This is a genomic window from Streptococcus infantis (genome assembly GCF_047463275.1).
Classification (GTDB): domain Bacteria; phylum Bacillota; class Bacilli; order Lactobacillales; family Streptococcaceae; genus Streptococcus; species Streptococcus infantis_AF.
The window spans coordinates 130,978-148,079 of record NZ_JASHEE010000001.1 but is presented as its reverse complement, the minus strand read 5'-3'; the positions used below and the strand labels follow the sequence as shown (position 1 = coordinate 148,079).

Annotated in this window: 20 protein-coding genes; 2 read left to right on the top strand and 18 right to left on the bottom strand. The window is 37.5% G+C overall.

Going from position 1 to position 17,102, the window contains the following annotated elements; translation table 11 throughout:
• Positions 1-227: 227 nt before the first annotated feature.
• Positions 228-926 carry a GntR family transcriptional regulator gene (locus QM923_RS00800; protein ID WP_414290508.1) on the bottom strand — a complete coding sequence of 233 codons (699 nt, stop codon included), beginning with the start codon at positions 924-926 and terminating at the stop codon, positions 228-230.
• Between the two features lie 140 nt (positions 927-1,066).
• Here QM923_RS00800 and guaA point away from each other — a divergent pair, with 140 nt between their 5' ends.
• Positions 1,067-2,629 (top strand): glutamine-hydrolyzing GMP synthase, encoded by a 1,563-nt coding sequence (gene guaA / locus QM923_RS00795; protein WP_004253965.1) that lies wholly within the window; start codon positions 1,067-1,069, stop codon positions 2,627-2,629.
• A gap of 186 nt (positions 2,630-2,815) precedes the next feature.
• On the opposite strand, the gene QM923_RS00790 is transcribed toward guaA, so the two are convergent.
• From QM923_RS00790 to pezA, 7 genes are all read right to left on the bottom strand, one after another.
• Positions 2,816-3,199, bottom strand: coding sequence for a hypothetical protein (locus QM923_RS00790; RefSeq protein WP_414277106.1), 384 nt, complete (start codon positions 3,197-3,199; stop codon positions 2,816-2,818).
• Entirely contained in the window at positions 3,189-3,566 is a 378-nt protein-coding gene (locus tag QM923_RS00785) for a hypothetical protein (protein WP_414277107.1), read from the bottom strand. Before QM923_RS00785 ends, QM923_RS00790 begins: the two co-directional genes overlap by 11 nt.
• 271 nt (positions 3,567-3,837) lie before the next feature.
• Positions 3,838-4,140 carry a DUF6881 domain-containing protein gene (locus tag QM923_RS00780; protein WP_373075726.1) on the bottom strand — a complete coding sequence of 101 codons (303 nt, stop codon included), beginning with the start codon at positions 4,138-4,140 and terminating at the stop codon, positions 3,838-3,840.
• Positions 4,127-4,765, bottom strand: coding sequence for an HYD1 signature containing ADP-ribosyltransferase family protein (locus QM923_RS00775; protein ID WP_414277108.1), 639 nt, complete (start codon positions 4,763-4,765; stop codon positions 4,127-4,129). The genes QM923_RS00780 and QM923_RS00775 overlap by 14 nt, the downstream gene beginning before the upstream one ends.
• Before the next feature lie 156 nt (positions 4,766-4,921).
• A complete protein-coding gene (locus tag QM923_RS00770) occupies positions 4,922-5,137 on the bottom strand; it encodes a hypothetical protein (RefSeq protein ID WP_414277109.1) in 216 nt (71 codons plus the stop codon).
• Positions 5,138-5,189: 52 nt separating this feature from the next.
• The gene (pezT, locus tag QM923_RS00765; protein ID WP_414290507.1) at positions 5,190-5,951 is read right to left on the bottom strand and encodes a type II toxin-antitoxin system toxin PezT; all 762 of its coding nucleotides are present in this window, start codon (positions 5,949-5,951) and stop codon (positions 5,190-5,192) included.
• The gene (gene pezA / locus QM923_RS00760; protein ID WP_414290506.1) at positions 5,951-6,427 is read right to left on the bottom strand and encodes a type II toxin-antitoxin system antitoxin PezA; all 477 of its coding nucleotides are present in this window, start codon (positions 6,425-6,427) and stop codon (positions 5,951-5,953) included. The genes pezT and pezA overlap by 1 nt, the downstream gene beginning before the upstream one ends.
• 370 nt (positions 6,428-6,797) lie before the next feature.
• On the opposite strand from pezA, the gene QM923_RS00755 reads away from it, so the two are divergent.
• A complete protein-coding gene (locus QM923_RS00755) occupies positions 6,798-7,007 on the top strand; it encodes a hypothetical protein (protein ID WP_281137417.1) in 210 nt (69 codons plus the stop codon).
• 136 nt (positions 7,008-7,143) lie between these two features.
• On the opposite strand, the gene QM923_RS00750 is transcribed toward QM923_RS00755, so the two are convergent.
• The 10 genes from QM923_RS00750 to rpsO form a co-directional block, all read right to left on the bottom strand.
• Complete coding sequence (locus QM923_RS00750) at positions 7,144-8,523, bottom strand: VWA domain-containing protein (protein ID WP_414290505.1); 1,380 nt, start codon at positions 8,521-8,523, stop codon at positions 7,144-7,146.
• Between the two features lie 240 nt (positions 8,524-8,763).
• Positions 8,764-10,107: a DEAD/DEAH box helicase gene (locus QM923_RS00745; RefSeq protein ID WP_414290504.1), complete on the bottom strand. Its 1,344-nt coding sequence runs from the start codon at positions 10,105-10,107 to the stop codon at positions 8,764-8,766.
• A 152-nt stretch (positions 10,108-10,259) separates the two neighbouring features.
• Positions 10,260-10,955 carry an alpha/beta hydrolase-fold protein gene (locus tag QM923_RS00740; protein WP_414290503.1) on the bottom strand — a complete coding sequence of 232 codons (696 nt, stop codon included), beginning with the start codon at positions 10,953-10,955 and terminating at the stop codon, positions 10,260-10,262.
• Entirely contained in the window at positions 10,936-11,946 is a 1,011-nt protein-coding gene (locus QM923_RS00735) for an ABC transporter substrate-binding protein (RefSeq protein WP_414290502.1), read from the bottom strand. The genes QM923_RS00740 and QM923_RS00735 overlap by 20 nt, the downstream gene beginning before the upstream one ends.
• Before the next feature lie 23 nt (positions 11,947-11,969).
• Positions 11,970-12,725 (bottom strand): ABC transporter ATP-binding protein, encoded by a 756-nt coding sequence (locus tag QM923_RS00730; RefSeq protein ID WP_414290501.1) that lies wholly within the window; start codon positions 12,723-12,725, stop codon positions 11,970-11,972.
• A 1-nt stretch (position 12,726) separates the two neighbouring features.
• On the bottom strand, positions 12,727-13,773 hold the full coding sequence (locus tag QM923_RS00725) for a FecCD family ABC transporter permease (RefSeq protein WP_414290500.1): 1,047 nt from the start codon (positions 13,771-13,773) through the stop codon (positions 12,727-12,729).
• A gap of 156 nt (positions 13,774-13,929) precedes the next feature.
• Positions 13,930-14,541 (bottom strand): TipC family immunity protein, encoded by a 612-nt coding sequence (locus QM923_RS00720; RefSeq protein WP_414290499.1) that lies wholly within the window; start codon positions 14,539-14,541, stop codon positions 13,930-13,932.
• Between the two features lie 4 nt (positions 14,542-14,545).
• Complete coding sequence (locus QM923_RS00715) at positions 14,546-15,154, bottom strand: TipC family immunity protein (RefSeq protein WP_414290762.1); 609 nt, start codon at positions 15,152-15,154, stop codon at positions 14,546-14,548.
• Positions 15,155-15,158: 4 nt separating this feature from the next.
• Entirely contained in the window at positions 15,159-15,767 is a 609-nt protein-coding gene (locus QM923_RS00710; RefSeq protein WP_414290498.1) for a TipC family immunity protein, read from the bottom strand.
• 927 nt (positions 15,768-16,694) lie between these two features.
• Positions 16,695-16,964 carry a 30S ribosomal protein S15 gene (rpsO, locus tag QM923_RS00705; protein ID WP_001018251.1) on the bottom strand — a complete coding sequence of 90 codons (270 nt, stop codon included), beginning with the start codon at positions 16,962-16,964 and terminating at the stop codon, positions 16,695-16,697.
• Positions 16,965-17,102 lie beyond the last annotated feature (138 nt).

Sequence of the window (17,102 nt, the reverse complement as noted above, 5' to 3'; positions counted from 1 at the left end):
CCCCCTTAAAAAATATTCGTTATAGAGTTACAAAGAACTGGTAGGAAGAGTATTTACAATCAATCCCACCACCTTATCGGGACCATATAACCTATCTATTATAACACGAATCTTTAAAAAAAACTCGTATGATTGCTATTTTTCTTCATAGGAAAATGTTTTCTAATCACAACCAAATAAAAACTCTTAAAGTAGATGGGTTTCTACTTTAAGAGTGATGTTATAAACTAATTATTTTCTAGATAAAATTCAAAACGTTCCCCGACATATTGACTCTTTACATACTCAAAAGCCGTTCCGTCATCAAAGTAGGAAACTTGAGTCAGACCTAAAATGGCATGCCCATTTTCTACTTCCAGATAATGAGCAATCTTTTCCTTAGCTAAGCGGGCATAAATGGTCTGATGAGATTTGCCAATCCGATAACCATGTTTCTGTAAGGTTTGGAAAAAGTGCTTGGTTACTTCTTCTTTTTTGAAATTTTTGATAAATTTCTCAGGAATAGAAGCGACTTCATAAACCACAGGTACCTTATCAGCATAGCGGACACGTTCCATACGAATAATATTGTCTGTTACCAGTATACCTAGTTTAGCCACTTCTTGCTCATTAGGGATTGTCCGACGGTAGGAAATCAGATGACTCGATGGCGTTTTCCCTTGAGCTTTTACAATCTCGGTGAAACTGGTTGTTCCACGCATTCTTTCCTGAACACGTGTACTTGAAACGAAGGTCCCACTACCAACACGCCGTTCCAAAACCCCCTCTTCAACTAAAAGAGAGATGGCTTGACGTAAGGTCATGCGGCTAACGGCAAATTCTTCTGCTAAATCTCGTTCACTAGGAAGTCTTTCTCCAATTTTCCAACTCCCCTCATCAATGTCTTTCTTGATTTGGTCGTGGATTTTCATATAAGCTGGTAACATGCTTGATCACTTCTTTTCTTTATTTTTTCCATTGTACCCTATCTCATAGGGAAAAGTCAAACCGCACTTGTATGGTTGGTAATTCTAACCCTTTTATGATAGAATATTCAAGAAGATATTTCTTTGAAGAAAGGGAAAAGATGAGCAACATTTCAACTGATTTGCAAGATGTCGAAAAGATCATCGTACTGGACTATGGTAGCCAGTACAACCAACTCATCTCACGTCGTATCCGTGAGATTGGTGTCTTTTCAGAACTAAAAAGTCACAAGATTTCGGCTGACGAAGTACGTGCTATCAATCCTATCGGGATTGTACTTTCAGGTGGTCCAAACTCTGTTTACGAAGAAGGATCATTTGATATTGACCCAGAAATTTTTGAACTAGGTATTCCGATTTTGGGAATCTGCTACGGTATGCAGCTATTGACTCACAAGCTTGGTGGTAAGGTTGTTCCTGCAGGCGATGCTGGTAACCGTGAATACGGTCAATCAACATTGACTCACACAGAATCAGCTCTTTTTGCGGGTACTCCAGATGAGCAACTTGTCTTGATGAGCCACGGGGATGCTGTTACTGAAATTCCTGCTGACTTTGTTCGTACTGGAACTTCTGCAGACTGTCCTTATGCATCTATTGAAAACCCTGATAAGAAAATTTACGGTATCCAATTCCACCCAGAAGTTCGCCACTCAGTTCACGGTTATGATATTTTGCGTAACTTTGCTTTAAATATCTGTGGTGCCAAAGGTGACTGGACTATGGATAACTTCATCGAGATGCAAATCAAACAAATCCGTGAAAAAGTTGGAGACAAACGTGTCCTCCTTGGTCTCTCTGGTGGTGTTGACTCTTCTGTTGTTGGGGTTCTTCTCCAAAAAGCTATCGGAGATCAATTGATCTGTATCTTTGTAGACCACGGTCTTCTCCGTAAAGGTGAAGCTGATCAAGTTATGGATATGCTTGGTGGTAAGTTTGGGTTAAACATCGTTAAAGCAGACGCTGCCAAACGTTTCCTTGATAAATTGGCTGGTGTATCTGATCCTGAACAAAAACGGAAGATTATCGGTAACGAGTTTGTTTATGTCTTTGATGACGAAGCAAGCAAACTAACAGACGTGAAATTCCTTGCTCAAGGAACTCTTTATACTGACGTGATTGAGTCTGGTACGGATACTGCTCAAACTATCAAGTCTCACCACAATGTGGGTGGACTTCCTGAAGATATGCAGTTTGAACTCATCGAGCCTTTAAATACTCTTTACAAGGACGAAGTTCGTGCACTTGGTACTGAACTTGGTATGCCAGACCACATCGTATGGCGCCAACCATTCCCAGGTCCAGGGCTTGCTATCCGTGTCATGGGTGAAATCACTGAAGAAAAACTTGAAACAGTTCGTGAATCAGACGCTATCCTGCGTGAAGAAATCGCTAAGGCTGGCCTTGACCGGGACATCTGGCAATATTTCACTGTTAACACTGGCGTTCGTTCAGTAGGTGTTATGGGAGATGGCCGTACTTACGACTACACCATCGCTATCCGTGCTATCACTTCTATCGATGGTATGACAGCTGACTTCGCTAAGATTCCTTGGGAAGTTCTCCAAAAAATCTCTGTTCGTATCGTAAACGAAGTTGACCACGTTAACCGCATCGTCTATGATATTACAAGTAAACCACCTGCAACTGTAGAGTGGGAATGATTAATAAACATGATTTGAAGTGAAATGGTTGATTTAACAGCATTTTCAGTTATTATAAAAGGTTAAAAATAAATCAAAATTGATTGGTTCCCCACCAAAAATCCCACCAGAAATATTCTGATGGGATTTTTTTATATTAAATTTTATTCTTCTATTATTTGATGCTTTACGAGCTTTCTTAAAATCTTATAACTCTTTGATTTCTATGGACTTGCAGACTATATTATATCCATCATAACCATCAAGATATAAAGAATAATGCTTTAATTCTTGGAGCTTGTTAATTTCTTCAAAAAGATGCCTGTTCGCTTCCATTAACTGTAATATAATTGATGAATTAAATATTTCTAAAACTTTATCATAAGCTTCAATTGTATCTACAGAAAATAATGCGTTTGCCTTTGAAAAATAGTGGACTTCTTGAAATATCAATTCAACTTCTGAATATATGTCATCATAATCATATCCCTTTAAGTTGATACAAATATTTGTACCTGAAAAAGTTATTTTAGGTGACTCAGACAAAAGTGAAGAAAACATTGGAAGAGTGTATATCATTTTATTTTCCATTATTCGTACCCCCGCTACGTCTTACAGTAGAAATTCCTTCCGAAGTTAGTTTATTACGTAATAACTGCTCATCCAGTAGTTTCTCATGTAATGGACTACCAGTATTATCAGTTACATGCCATTGATTTCTAGGAACTCCTGCAACTGTTAACGCTTGAGAGGTTCTTGTATTTTTAATTAAAACATTACCATCTCTATTAATATACTCCACAGGAAGATCCGAAACAGACACATCTTTATTTTTTATTGCTTGTGCTAAATCATCCACAGTTTTTATCTCATAACCAGCAATATCAGAATATTTTTGCGATCCATATGCACTAAAATTATTACTATAGGTCTTCTGGAAATAATTTGCTTTATCCATAGGATGAGGTAACGTTACTTGTGAATATGATACAGGTTTACTAGTCGGCCCAGGCAATACTAGTTGCTGAACAGGGGTTACATCCTTACGTGGTCTCGTGACTGGTACATCCCCTGATTTTGGCTTCGTCGTCACCACCTCTAAATTTATTCCAACAACTACACCTGATCTACCTATAATGTTATTAGAATATCATTAAAATATATTTAACTTTATAACTTTTAGAAACTTTCTATATCAAATTTTTTCAGCTGAAGAAGAGCTACACTATTTATAGTTTTGAAAAGTAATCTTCTATTAACGCATTCGTGTCGTACATTTTTAATATATTTTCAAAATCTATAGATGAAATTTCAGACACATCAAACTCATCTGTTGCATTTATTTCATCAAAATCACTTGGATATGGGTCTTCACTCAACTCCATAGGTGTCCGAGTATCAAAGTAAGCTACATGTCCATCACGAAATATATCTAATCGTTTCATTTCATAACGTTCTTCGTCTATTGCAGAATACATTACGATCGGATCATAGTCATTCGTATGATTCCAAATTGTTTTATAATATAACATAAAAATCTCTCCTAATTCTTTCCGTGACTACAATTCTATCAGTCAAGTCTAGAGGATTTTCATTAGGGAGTACATATACCCCATCTCTACCTTTTACTACTGTCAAATTGCTAGTATCAACACCTACATAATTAGAATACTTACTTCCTTGCCAAGGATTGTTTATAAATTGTTTAGAAAGAGAAGCATTACTTCGCGTTCCTGGAGCTATGTCTGAGAAATACTGACCATTTCCATAACGAGCATCTTTAGGATTATTCGCCTTTAATGATGGATTTAAAGTTCCTGTATCTAATATACCAGCCAACCCTTTTTCGGATGTATAATGGTACAAGGTAGATGGTTTCTCAACAATATCTGACGCTTTATATACTGTTCCATCAGGATTTACATAAAAATCTGGCTTACCCTTAGGTTTCTTCGCAAACATTTGGAGATTATCTACTGTCATTGGTAGACGTCCACCTGCAGGCTTCGTCGTCACAACATCAGCCTTAGGAGCTTGAACTGTTTCATTACTACTCCACCGCCTACCATTTCCAGTCGGAACACTAGAATTGTACTTAGCGACCTGTCTACCGGCAATCGCAGCCGTTACATCTTGAATCGGTGCAATCCACGGCACATATGGAGCGATAGCTTTCTCTATATCACTCGCTGGTGTCCCATCTATCTGACGATTTCATCCACAACATTATCTACAGTCGCAATTTCTATAAAATTTTTAGGCTATAGTGAAATTATCGTAGGAATCTATCCAAAACTCTAGAAAATTTTATTTTTAACCAAAGTAAAAAAATAAATCTTTACAAAAATCAATCTCCTCTTGAGTTAAATCTCCGTTTTTTTCTTTATCTAAACTATAGAGTACACCTCTCACAGTATTAACAGACTCTGCTTGCTCTAACATTTGTAAACGTATTTCAGGATTATCAATGTATTTAATAATAATATTATATAATTTTTCTTTAACATCATTATAATTCATATTAGTCATCTATAATATCTACTTTTTTTAATGTACTCATAAATTAGCCCTTCGTCACTTATCAATCTCTCCCCAGCTCTCTCAACCGTTCCTGTCCCAACTTCAACATCTCTTCCTCTACCTTACTCCATTTTCCAAATAGGCATCCGTGTAGAGCTTCTGCTGCTGAGGTTCCGTCTACTTGCGAATCATAAACACACGATTGATCTCTTTGATAAATTTGAATTTGTCTAAAAATTTTGTCATTTTCTAACTCTCGTAAGTTATCAACTAAATGTTCTACAATTCCATCATGGTGCTCTTTGGGAGTCGCTCTCGCTTGACTAGGGTCTAAAGCATGGAGCTCCTCATAACGTATCAAAGTACTGAGATAGGACAATTCTGGCTTGGTCGCAATCAGTGCAAGTGAGACTTGATATCCTCTAGTTGCCAATAATTGTGCCGTTTTTCTAGGAACTTCTGTTGTTCTCAAGGTACCCTCGATTAACAAATGATAACCTTTCTTACTCAACTCATCTACAAGATATTCAACCATTTGGCCCGCAAATACTTTGGTATAATCCACACTATCTTTTCCATACTTTTCCTGTAAGCCAAGGTAGTTCGGATGAAAAGAGCGATAACTATCTCCATCAATGATAATGATATTGCCTTGAAATTCCCTTTGTTTCACACGATGAATCGTTGTCTTACCAGCACCACTCTGTCCCCCGAGCAAAATAGCCTTAGGCTGAGATGAGGTTGTTTTTCCACGAGTTAAAGAACGAACGAGTCGTTTGGAAGCTTGTTCAAAATTATCTTGACTAAATTCTTCTAGTTTCATTAAGCCACCACCAGATGAGTAGCTTGTTCTATCATACGTTCAATGCCATCCAAATAGCCATTAAATCGCTCTATATCCTCAAAAGTTGCAACAAGATAAATCCTCGTATTAATCAAATCAGAAAGATCATCGCTCATTAGAACCCAAGGATTAGAAGTATCGTCATATGCAATTCCTTGTTCATCTTGAAAACGATAAAGTTGCGCTAAGATATTCGCTCCTCGTTCCTTTATCAATTCTATTTTTAATGTTAACTGATAATCTTCAACTGGTGTGAGCATTTTTTCCTCCCCTACGATATCGATATAGGAAACATTAAATTTTTTGCAGATACGATCGATTAATTCTGTCGAAACTGAACTTGTCCCATTTTCATAACGACTCAGACTATTTCTAGAGATACCAACAATCTTTGCAAACTCAGGCTGGGTTAATTTATGTGTTTTACGTAACGTTTTTATATTTTTTCCAATCATGTAACTCCTCCTTTTATTTATTTCTATTATAGCACAAAAAATAAAAACGCACCAAAAATGGTGCATTAATTCTATCGCTCTAGCTGAATGAAATATTCCATCTGTTACATCGATGGCAAACCAATCATCTAATACAATGGCTTTATCAAATAATCTATCTTATCTATTTTAAAGACAAATTTACCACAAAAACACACTGAAATACTTGTCTCAGTGTGTTTATTTCATTTTAAGATATCTTCATCAAAAAACACCTGATAAAATCCTATATAACTCTAATTCAGGTCTTTTATTTTTATTGATTTATCTTTTGTTCTTTTCTTTTATTTATAGTATACTCATATTAAAAGTATATTTAAGGAGAATTTAAATGAGGGATTTTTTTGCGGGATTTGGTGAATTAAACCTTGTTACTTATCTGATATCCGTGTGCATTGGCCTCGCTCCTCTCTTTCATATTTTTATTATCGGATCAGAAGTGAGTCCTGGAAAATTTGTTTTAACCATCTTGGGTATCGTTTACGTTATCGTTTTAACGATTGCTAAAATTTATAGGAAATTTTTCTGGAAATCATCGTAAAGAAACATAAAAATCCCATCAGAATATTTGAACCATACCTACTTTAGTCTAATTCTAACAGCTCTCATATTATAAGAAAAAAACACTTGAGCGGAAAGCATATAGCCCACATCAAGTGTTTTTTTATTACTTTATACTACTGTTCTTTTGATTTTCTAGCGCTTGTAGCCAATCCAAAACCTGCGAGCATAATACCTAGACCCAAAAGAGTTTGGTTACTAGAATCATTGCTTCCTGTTTCAGGAAGTTTAGCCGGTTCTGGTTTGTAAGCAGTAGGTGCTGGTTTAGGAGTTTCTTTCTGCTCCAAAACTGGCACAGTTGTACGGCGTTCCAAGTAGAATTGGTAGCTGTCTTTTGTTACCTTGTACTGACGTCCCTCACTGACTGTTTCCACAATCCATGACGCTGCATCCTTAGTTAAAGAGTCAGCCAAGTTACGATCAATATCCATTAAACGTCCCTCAGACACAAAATCTTTATAGTTTCGTTGATTAAACCAGGTTGTCGCTACGATTCTATCAATACCAGCTTTTTTCAGAGTTGTTAATGTTTCAGCGATAGATGGAATTGACGGATCTTCTTTCATCATAGCATCTGTTAACAACACCACAAACTTTTTATTTTTTGGTGACTTAGACCAGTCGTAAGTAGAAACAATCTTTGTAAGAGCAGGAGTTGATGTTTCAGGAGAATCTCCCCCATTTGCAATCTTAATTTTTTCTAAAGCTTTTTCAAGTTCAACTGGATTTGTTGTAAAATAAGTCTCACCAAATTTCGTTAGAATTGTACCTTCGTTAGTTTTTCCTTCTTCACGTCCGTAAACTTCATCGCTAAAGGTAGCTAATCCAAAACGTGCCGCTACTCCATCTTTGGCAAGGTTTCTTGCAAACTCATTGATATTTTTACGAACAGTATTAATCGTTGAAGTCATAGATCCTGAACGGTCAACAACAAAAACAATATCTGCTTCTCCTGCTTTTTTAACAGTTGGTGGTGTTTTAGTTATTTCCACAGTTGTTGTCTTGTCTACTCGTTCATACTGAGTATAAGAATTTCCATCTTTATCCTTAGCTGCTACAGTATTCTCTTTTGTCGTAGTTACAGGATCTGGAAGTTTTTCCACTTTTTCTGGAGCAATTTCAGTTTTGGTTACCTCAGCTACAGAGGTTTCAATATGGACTTTCTGATTGCCTTCTTGACTTTCTTTTACTTCGACAGCAGATTCTTTCTTTGAGACATCAATCAAATCCCCAGCTTTTGCTTCAGTTTCTTTGACAATAGGTCTTGATTTTTCAGTTGCAATTTCTGCTTTAGCCTCCTCAATAGGCGATTTGACTTCTTCAACTACTTTTGGTGCCTCAGTTACCTTAGTAATTTCACTTGAAGAAACTTTACTAGTTTCATCAGCAGAAACTTGTCCAAGTTGTGCAAAAGCAAAGAGGATAGCCACAGATGCCAATCCAACTTTCATTTTACGAAACGAAAAACGTTCTTGCTTAAACATTCCTTTTGCCATAATGACCTCTTTTCTTTAACAGATTTAATATTTTTTTAAAATCTGTTTTTTTTTTTTTAGAATAACATAAATCACTACAATTTTCAAGCGTTTACTTGAGAGACTTTGTAACTAAAAAAACGATAGTATCAACATTTAAAGATAATTTTTGTTTCAAGTCTCAAATCATCATTTCCTATAATTCTTATCTTATTGAAATTTAAAAAAACAGCAAAACCACTTGGTCCTACTGTTTCATTTTTAAAATGTTTGACGTTTAGCTTTACGTTCTGCACGTCCACGGGCACGACTTTCTGCTCGCTTAGCTTTGCGGCGTTTTTCATCGACCGCCCATTGGATTTTCTTCTTATAGCCTGGTTTAACTTTTTTCTTTTTCTTTTTGACCAAGCCAATCATTTCAATGTCCAGTTTTTCCTGTTTCTTCTCACGATTAGCACGGCGATCTCGATCATAGGTATCTTGGAATTCTCCGTCTTTGACGACTTTCGGAGTAAACTTGATCCCTAATTTCTCCAACTCACGAATATCTGAGTCGTCACTTGGTTGATAGAGGGTGATGGCTGTACCTGGTAGACCATTACGTCCAGTTCGTCCAACACGGTGGACAAAGAAGGACAAGTCCTGTGGAATAGCATCGTTGATAACGTGGCTGACACCTTCAATATCAATCCCACGCGCAGCTAGGTCAGTCGCAACAATGTACTCAAAATCAAGATTTTTCACCTGATTCATGATCCGTTTGCGTTCACGAGGAGCAATGTCTCCATGGATCTTAGCCACCTTCAAGCCTTGAGCTGTTAGGTAAGCATGCAATTCATCCGCACGAGTTTTTGTATTGACAAAAATCATGGCGAGATACGGCTGCATGACTTGAGTCAACTCATAAATCTGAGCGTTCTTGTCTCTACCCTTTGTCGAAATCAACCAGTTGTCAATGGTATCAGAGATAACTGTCTTGGTCTTGATTTTCTCCATGACAGGATTGGACAAGTATTTCTTCAAAAATGGTTGTAGTTTTTGTGGGATAGTCGCTGAAAAGACCATAAACTGCAAGTCTTTTGGAAGACTTCCTGCAATCTTATCAACCGTCTCCAAGAATCCCATATCCAAGGTCATGTCCGCTTCATCGACTACAAAGGTCTTAGCTTTGTGAATGGCTAGGTCACCAGACTTGACCAAGTCATAAATACGACCTGGAGTTCCGATTACGATATGTGGTTGATTACTTGCTAATTTGTCAATCTGACGGGCCTTGTCTGTACCACCAACATAGTTGGCAACACGAATCTCAACATCTGAATGTGATGCGATCTGACGAGCAGCTTGGTAAATCTGAGTCGCTAATTCACGACTTGGAGCTGTGATAACTGCCTGCACACTGTCACTCTCTTCATCCAACTGTTGGAAAATGGGAAGCAAGAAAGTATGAGTCTTACCTGAACCTGTTTTAGATTCACCAACCAAGTCACGACCTGCCAGGACAATAGGAATCAACTTTTCCTGCACCTCGGTAGGAGTCGTAAACTTCAACTCCTCCAAGGCTTTTTCTATATATTTTTTAAATTTAAATTGTGTAAATGACATAATTTCCTCGATTCTATCTATCTACTCATTATACCATAATTTAGTCTATTACAGGGGCTGGATTTCCGTCAAGAATAATACTATGAACATTTTAACAACCAAGCATACATAAGAAACACTCCTAGTTACGATGGACAAGGAGTGTTATAGGATTAATTGAGCTTCCATTCGTCTCTCAGCCAATCACAAAAATAGTGATAACGTTCCTTAAGAGCTTCATGATGCCCATAAGCATCAAATGTGCAATAAGTCGAAGGGACTTTCTCTGAAATCAAATCATGAATGTCTCTTGCATAAATAGGGGCCTTAGACAGACGATTGGAATGATTGGCACCTTCTGTCTGACCATTTAGCAGATAAATCAGGCTTTGGCTCTGTATCAAGTCATGTTCCCCACAATATTCTGTAAAATCAGGATACCAGAAGGAGCCACAGATAGAGAAGATACAGGTCACAGGTAAATGACTACTATAAAGACTATAGATAGCAGCAAGACCACCCAGTGAATAGCCACCATAAGCAATTCTACTTTCATCAATCAAGTAGTCCTTTTGAAGAGTTGTTAGAATCCCTTGAAAGAGTTTCTGATGGTATGCATCTACCTTCCCACCAAAATCTGGTGCCCCTTCTTTCAAAGCACTAGCTTGCCAAGGTGTAAAGTCGTCCAAACGATTTTCTGGAATCAAACCCACCAAAATCACAGATTGGGATAGGTCTGACAAATAGTCCAATTGTCCATCATTTAAAAGAATCATTGGGTAGGCTTGTTGAGGATCATAGTTTGAAGGAAGACTGATCCTAACTTGAATCCCTTCCCAGTTAAACTCCTTATTTCTTGATAAAGTCATTGATTTTTTCAAGGGAATCAATCACCGCAGGACCGTAATCCATCAACTCATCGTAAGAGATAGTCATGATTTTTTGATTCTTGATTGCTGGTACATTTTCCAAAACAGCATTTGCCTTCATCAAATCCACTGCTTTTTCATCTAATTTTTGATTGCGGTCACTAGTTACATAGATAATCAACTCAGGATCCATTGATACTAGATTTTCCAGGGTCAAGCCAGAAGTTCCTGTTGCGACATTGGTATAACCAAGTTGATTGAGCAAGCTTTCCTGAAGGGCTGACTTGTAAGCACCAAAGGTTTCGTCATTGTAGGCCACCATAATCAGAGCTTTTTTCTTTTCACCCTGTGTTTCTGGGTTGGCTTTTTTAACCGCATCGATTTTAGCTTGTAATTGTTCTGCGTATTGATTCGCCTTGTCTTGGACATTGAAAATGGTACCAAGATTCTTCACATCTTCTACGATATTTCCTAAATCTTGTTGGATAGTTGAAAGTGAAGCTTTTTGCGTATAAACAGGGATTTTGTTTTCATTCCAAGCACTAATGGTTCCCATTGATTTTTCAGAAAACATCATGTTGCGTCCCATCAAGGCATCTGGTTCATAAGAAAGAACTGTTTCTTGTGAGACAGATTTTTTATCACCAATGTGAGGGATGGCTTCAATAGCATCCTTGTATTTACCAGTTACAGCATTATCAGGATTGAGCATGCCAGCAATTTTATCTTGCAAACCGAGTTCAAGTAGGATTTCAGTTGTTGAGAGGTTGTTGGTGATGACCTTTTCAGGTGCCTTTTCAAATACTTGTTCGACTTCGTTTCCTTTAGCATCATAAGTTTTGATAGTTACAGGGTAGCTGGTTTCTGTATTAGCTTTTTGACTAGCTTCTGTTGTAACTGGTGCCGTTGCTGTTTCTTTAGATGCGTTACCACAAGCTACCAAAGATAAGGTAGCTACTGTTACAAGCAAAATACTAAGTGTTTTTTTCATGTTTTTATTTTCCTTTTTAATTTTTATAAATAGTGAATCATGGCTTGCTGATCTTCTGTCCAAGTTACCTTACTTTGAACGCCATAGACAGCCTGCAATGACTCGGGTGTGATGGTTTCTTTTGGAGTACCTTGGTAAACAATCTCCCCTTCTTTCATGAGGTAGAGATAGTCTGAATAGCGACAAGCCAGCTGAATATCATGCAAGACAGCTAGCACATTGATCTGAAGATTTTTGACAATGGTTAACAAGTCCAGCTGATACTTGATATCCAAGTGATTAGTTGGCTCGTCCAAGAGCAAGAGTGAAGGTTCTTGGGCCAAGGCGCGTGCTAACAAAACCCGCTGCTTCTCTCCTCCTGACAAAGAAGAGTAGAGTCGATTTCTCTTTTCGAGCAGATCTACCTTGATCAGAGCATCCTCAACCAAAGCAAAGTCTCTGTTTTTTTCCTTTTGCAAGAAAGAGAGATGGGGCGTTCTACCCAGCATGACAATCTCCTCAACCGTACAATCAAACTGAAGTTGATTAAACTGCGTGATGACTGCCATCTGCTTTGCCGTTTCTTTGACGCTCATTTGGTCTAGAGGCTTCCCATCTAAAGAAATCAAGCCCTGATTCGGCTTTTCCTGTCGATAGAAGAGTTTCAGCAAACTGGTCTTTCCACTTCCATTTGGTCCCAAAATAGTATGAAATTGGTCTCCCTCAAGTTTAAGTGAGACTCCTTTGAGAATCTTTTTTTCTCCGATTCCAAAGTGAATATCCTGGCACATTAAGTCCATATCAGACTCTCACCTCCCTTCGTCTACTTGCAACCATGTAGATAAAGAATGGTGCACCTACTAGGGCTGTGAAAATTCCAATCGGTAGCTCAGCATTTTGAATCAAAACGCGAGCAAAGACATCTGCCCAGACGACAAAGAGGGCGCCTAGTAAGGTTGCAATCGGAAAAAGCCTTCTATAATTTGTACCAACCAAACTTCGGGCCAAATGCGGTGTAATCAAACCGACAAAACCGATAATCCCACAGGTCGATACCAAGATAGCTGTCATCACAGCTACAATCGTCACATAGAGATACCAGTATAAACGCAAGGGAATACCCAAAGTCAAAGCCGCCTCATCTCCCATCATCATGGCATTGAAAACACGGTATTGGGAAGAGAAAAATAAAAAGGCGATTCCCACGATTATAGTTGGCAAGGTTAAGTGAGCCCATGAGGTCCCCGCTAAAGAACCCATGGTCCAAAACTTGATGGTCATAACGCTATCAGCATTGGCCCCAATAGAGATAATAAAGTTTGAAAAAGCCAAAAATAGGGCATTCACTACCGTACCCGATAAGATTAGGCTAGAAGTTGTCATCCTACCCTGCATGGACGCAATGAGAAGGACTGCAACTGTCGCCAAAATCGCTCCCAGGAAAGAGCCTAGACCAATCATAACTTTAAATCCAAGAATAATACTCAAAGTTGCTCCAAAGGTTGCCCCAGCTGAAATTCCTAATACATAGGGCTCTGCTATTGGATTGTTGACAGTTGACTGCATGACACTGCCACACATGGAAAGGCCAGCACCAACAATCAAAGCAAGAAAAACCCGTGGCAATCTCATATTCCAAACAATAGCAAGCGTAGACTTTGAAATGTTTCCTATCTCAAAAGGAGCCCCTAACTGACTCAAAATTATCCGATAGGTATCACTCAAGCTAATTTGAACAGACCCCATAGAAACTGCCAGAAACAGAGAAACCCCCAATGCTCCTAGCAAAAAAGCGAGGAGAAAAAAATATCGCAGGTTTTGATGGCTTCCAGAAAATTTGGAAAGCATGAAACCCTCCTTTAACAAAAATTAAAAATTTAGACAATTTTCATAATTAGTATACCACATTTCTAAATCAGGAACAAGACTAGAAAAAAGCACACAAAAAAGCCCTCTGAAGTCAGAGGAGCCATCTATGTATAAAATTAGATAGAATTCTTTATATCACCAATTCTCCCACTGAGTTTCAACCTTGACCTCGCCATAGTTGCTCGGTGAGTAGTTACTGTCATAAATCGAGCACCAGTCCTTCAAGACTCTCTGGTTGACTATTTCGTCGTAGTAAGAATCTAAGTCTTTATCTGTAATACCGTACTGCTCTAGGTAGGATTTTACCTGAGCTTCGTCTTCGATATATGTTTCCGTATCTGCTTTCTTTAAACCTATTTTTACAAATTTTTTTAAATTGCGTTCTTTATGAGAATATACAGTCCACATTTTTATACTAACGTTGGACTCTATCCGTTTTTCAAATGAAATCAAGCTTAATTGAGCTTTGGATTTAAAATTAAAATCTATAGCAATTTTCTCATAGCTATCTGGTAAAGCATTTCCCTTATAGACGACACTTGGATAGAATCTAGAATCATCACTATACTCTTGATATTTATGTGCTTCAACATCTTTCAACTGGTTAAAGACATTATTTCCTAGATAAGTCTTCTCCGTTTCTTGGTAAATTTCATCAAAAATGTTTTTAGGTTGACGCACAAAAAAGTAAAAACAGGATGATATGATTATCACGAATAAGGCTACTAAACCGAGGATTTTCTTCATGTTATCACCAATTCTCCCACTGCGTTTCAACCTTGACATCGCCATAATTACTTGGCGAGTACTTACTGTCATAAATGGTACACCAATCTTTCAAGACTTTCTGGTTTACGATTTCGTCGTAGTAAGAATCCAAATCCTTAGCTGTAATACCGTACTGCTCTAAGTAGGATTTCACTTGGGCCTCGTCTTCGATATATGTTTCCGTATCTGCCTTCTTCAAACCTATTTTGACAAATTTTTTTAAATTGCGTTCTTTATGAGAATATACAGTCCACATTTTTATACTAACGTTGGACTCTATCCGTTTTTCAAATGAAATCGAACCAATTTCATCTTCAGAATAAAAACTAAATCCAATTCTCAGTTCAAGATAACCTTCCGGAATATTTTTATAACTTCCTGAAGGTGTATACCTTAAAAATTCTCCATCGCTTGGCCAAACTGGTTTAATATCAAACCCATCTATGTTTCTTAAAATATTATTTGTACGATATGTCTTCTCTGTCTCCTGGTAGATTTCATCAAAAATGTTTTTAGGTTGTCTAGTAAAAAAGTAGAAACAGGATAATATAATTAGTACGAATAACGCTATTAGACCGAGGATTTTCTTCATGTTATCACCAATTCTCCCACTGGGTTTCAATCTTGACATCTCCATAGTTGCTTGGCGAGTACTTACTGTCATAGATGGAACACCAGTCTTTCAAGACTTTCTGGTTGACGATTTCGTCGTAATCCTTCTCTAAATCTTCTTTAGAAATATTATTTTTTCTTAAATATTCTCTTACTTTTTCTTCATCATCAATAAATTGGCCTGGTTTCCTTGGCTCTTCAAAAATCGCAAGTTTCTTTTTGAGCACTTTCTTTTGCAGATTATAGTGTGCTGAATACCATAGGGTAATATTCGAATTAGTCTTTTTTTCAAAACGAATCGACATCCCTTTAATACCTGAACCAAAATTAAAGTTAATGGTTATATTACTGTAGCCTTTGGGAAGAGTTTCATACTTTCCAAAAGGAGTATAAGATATATTTGGGTCATCACTTGGCCAACCTGGACTGATTTTAAACCCATCTATATGCCTTAAAATATTATTTGTACGATATGTCTTCTCTGTCTCTTGGTAGATTTCATCAAAAATGTTTTTAGGTTGTTTAGGAAAAAAGTAAAAACAAAATAATACAACTATTAAGACTAAAGCTAATAAACTGAATATTTTCCTCATCATCATCCTCCTACTCCGCCACGGCTTCCAAGCGATTTAAAAACCTAGTGAAAATAATTCTTTTCTCAATCTTACTCTATCTATATAAATTTATTATACCATGTTTTGAGTAGAAACCATTTTTTATTCTATTTTAGATAATAGAGTAATCTTATTATAAAAAAGCTCCCTGAAATCAGAGAGTCAGTTTGAGCTCGGGCTAAAATCCATACAAAAAAGCTACCCAATTAGAGTAGTTTCATTATCAAGATATGCTCAATTGAACACGGCCTAAGCACTTGGCAAAAAAGATAAAATTTCCTAGAAACTGAAGTTTCTGCGCAAATTTTCCTATTTTTGCTTTGTGCTTTTGACTGCCTTTGTATCTTGTTAATTGAACACGGCCTAAGCACTTGGCAAAAAATAAAAAGCTCTCTGAATCTAGAGAGCTTATTTGAGCTCGAGCTAAAATCCTAGTGAAAAAGATGAAATTCCTTGTGTTCATCGAACACTGTGTCCTTTCCCTATTTTCATACGGATTTTTATCGCCCTTAGCATCATGATTCTTGCTGGATAAAACGTTTGTAGACTAGGCGGCAAGCCGAAGATTGTACAAAAATGTTAGTGAAACAAAAAATCTCCTCGAAGGGAGATCATTCTGGTTTATTTTACCTTACAGTGTTAGGAACCGTAACCAAAGATTATACTTGAGTATATCGAGGTAAGGTGACAAAAATAAAAAGCTACCCAATTAGAGTAGCCTTATTTTCAAGATGTGCTCAATTGAACACGGCCTAAGCACTTGGCAAAAAACAAAAAGCTCCCTGAAGTCAGAGAGCTTGATTCTTGCTGGATAAATCGTTTATAGACTAGGCGGCAAGCCGAAGATTGTACTGATGGTACATCGAGGCGAAGCCAACGAAGTATAGAAACGTTTTAGACGCAAGATTAGCGACGAAGTCCAAGAGAGTTGATCAACTCACGGTAACGGTTAACGTCGTTTTTACGCAAGTATGCAAGCAAGTTACGACGGCGACCGATTTTCTTCATCAATCCACGGTAAGTAGCGTGGTCTTTTTTGTGTTGTTTGATGTGTTCGTTAAGGTGGTTGATTTCCCAAGTAAGGACAGCAACTTGAACCTCTACTGAACCTGTATCACCTTCGTGACGTGCATATTGTGCAATGATTTCATTTTTTTTCTCTTTTGAGATTGCCATGATGTTTCTCCTTTTATTTGGCTTCATCCGAGTGACAGGTTGGCATGCCTGTAACCAAGAAGAAGTTATTTGTCTTTACGACATTTCTTATTCTACCAAGAACTAAGTTCTTTGTCAACTGATTTACTATTCTTACCT

Bases quoted from the DNA above. Each gene is read 5' to 3' on its own strand.
- QM923_RS00800 (WP_414290508.1), bottom strand. From the start codon at position 926: ATGTTACCAGCTTATATGAAAATCCACGACCAAATCAAGAAAGACATT.
- guaA (WP_004253965.1), top strand. From the start codon at position 1,067: ATGAGCAACATTTCAACTGATTTGCAAGATGTCGAAAAGATCATCGTA.
- QM923_RS00790 (WP_414277106.1), bottom strand. From the start codon at position 3,199: ATGGAAAATAAAATGATATACACTCTTCCAATGTTTTCTTCACTTTTG.
- QM923_RS00785 (WP_414277107.1), bottom strand. From the start codon at position 3,566: ATGGATAAAGCAAATTATTTCCAGAAGACCTATAGTAATAATTTTAGT.
- QM923_RS00780 (WP_373075726.1), bottom strand. From the start codon at position 4,140: ATGTTATATTATAAAACAATTTGGAATCATACGAATGACTATGATCCG.
- QM923_RS00770 (WP_414277109.1), bottom strand. From the start codon at position 5,137: ATGACTAATATGAATTATAATGATGTTAAAGAAAAATTATATAATATT.
- pezT (WP_414290507.1), bottom strand. From the start codon at position 5,951: ATGAAACTAGAAGAATTTAGTCAAGATAATTTTGAACAAGCTTCCAAA.
- pezA (WP_414290506.1), bottom strand. From the start codon at position 6,427: ATGATTGGAAAAAATATAAAAACGTTACGTAAAACACATAAATTAACC.
- QM923_RS00755 (WP_281137417.1), top strand. From the start codon at position 6,798: ATGAGGGATTTTTTTGCGGGATTTGGTGAATTAAACCTTGTTACTTAT.
- QM923_RS00750 (WP_414290505.1), bottom strand. From the start codon at position 8,523: ATGGCAAAAGGAATGTTTAAGCAAGAACGTTTTTCGTTTCGTAAAATG.
- QM923_RS00745 (WP_414290504.1), bottom strand. From the start codon at position 10,107: ATGTCATTTACACAATTTAAATTTAAAAAATATATAGAAAAAGCCTTG.
- QM923_RS00740 (WP_414290503.1), bottom strand. From the start codon at position 10,955: ATGACTTTATCAAGAAATAAGGAGTTTAACTGGGAAGGGATTCAAGTT.
- QM923_RS00735 (WP_414290502.1), bottom strand. From the start codon at position 11,946: ATGAAAAAAACACTTAGTATTTTGCTTGTAACAGTAGCTACCTTATCT.
- QM923_RS00730 (WP_414290501.1), bottom strand. From the start codon at position 12,725: ATGGACTTAATGTGCCAGGATATTCACTTTGGAATCGGAGAAAAAAAG.
- QM923_RS00725 (WP_414290500.1), bottom strand. From the start codon at position 13,773: ATGCTTTCCAAATTTTCTGGAAGCCATCAAAACCTGCGATATTTTTTT.
- QM923_RS00720 (WP_414290499.1), bottom strand. From the start codon at position 14,541: ATGAAGAAAATCCTCGGTTTAGTAGCCTTATTCGTGATAATCATATCA.
- QM923_RS00715 (WP_414290762.1), bottom strand. From the start codon at position 15,154: ATGAAGAAAATCCTCGGTCTAATAGCGTTATTCGTACTAATTATATTA.
- QM923_RS00710 (WP_414290498.1), bottom strand. From the start codon at position 15,767: ATGAGGAAAATATTCAGTTTATTAGCTTTAGTCTTAATAGTTGTATTA.
- rpsO (WP_001018251.1), bottom strand. From the start codon at position 16,964: ATGGCAATCTCAAAAGAGAAAAAAAATGAAATCATTGCACAATATGCA.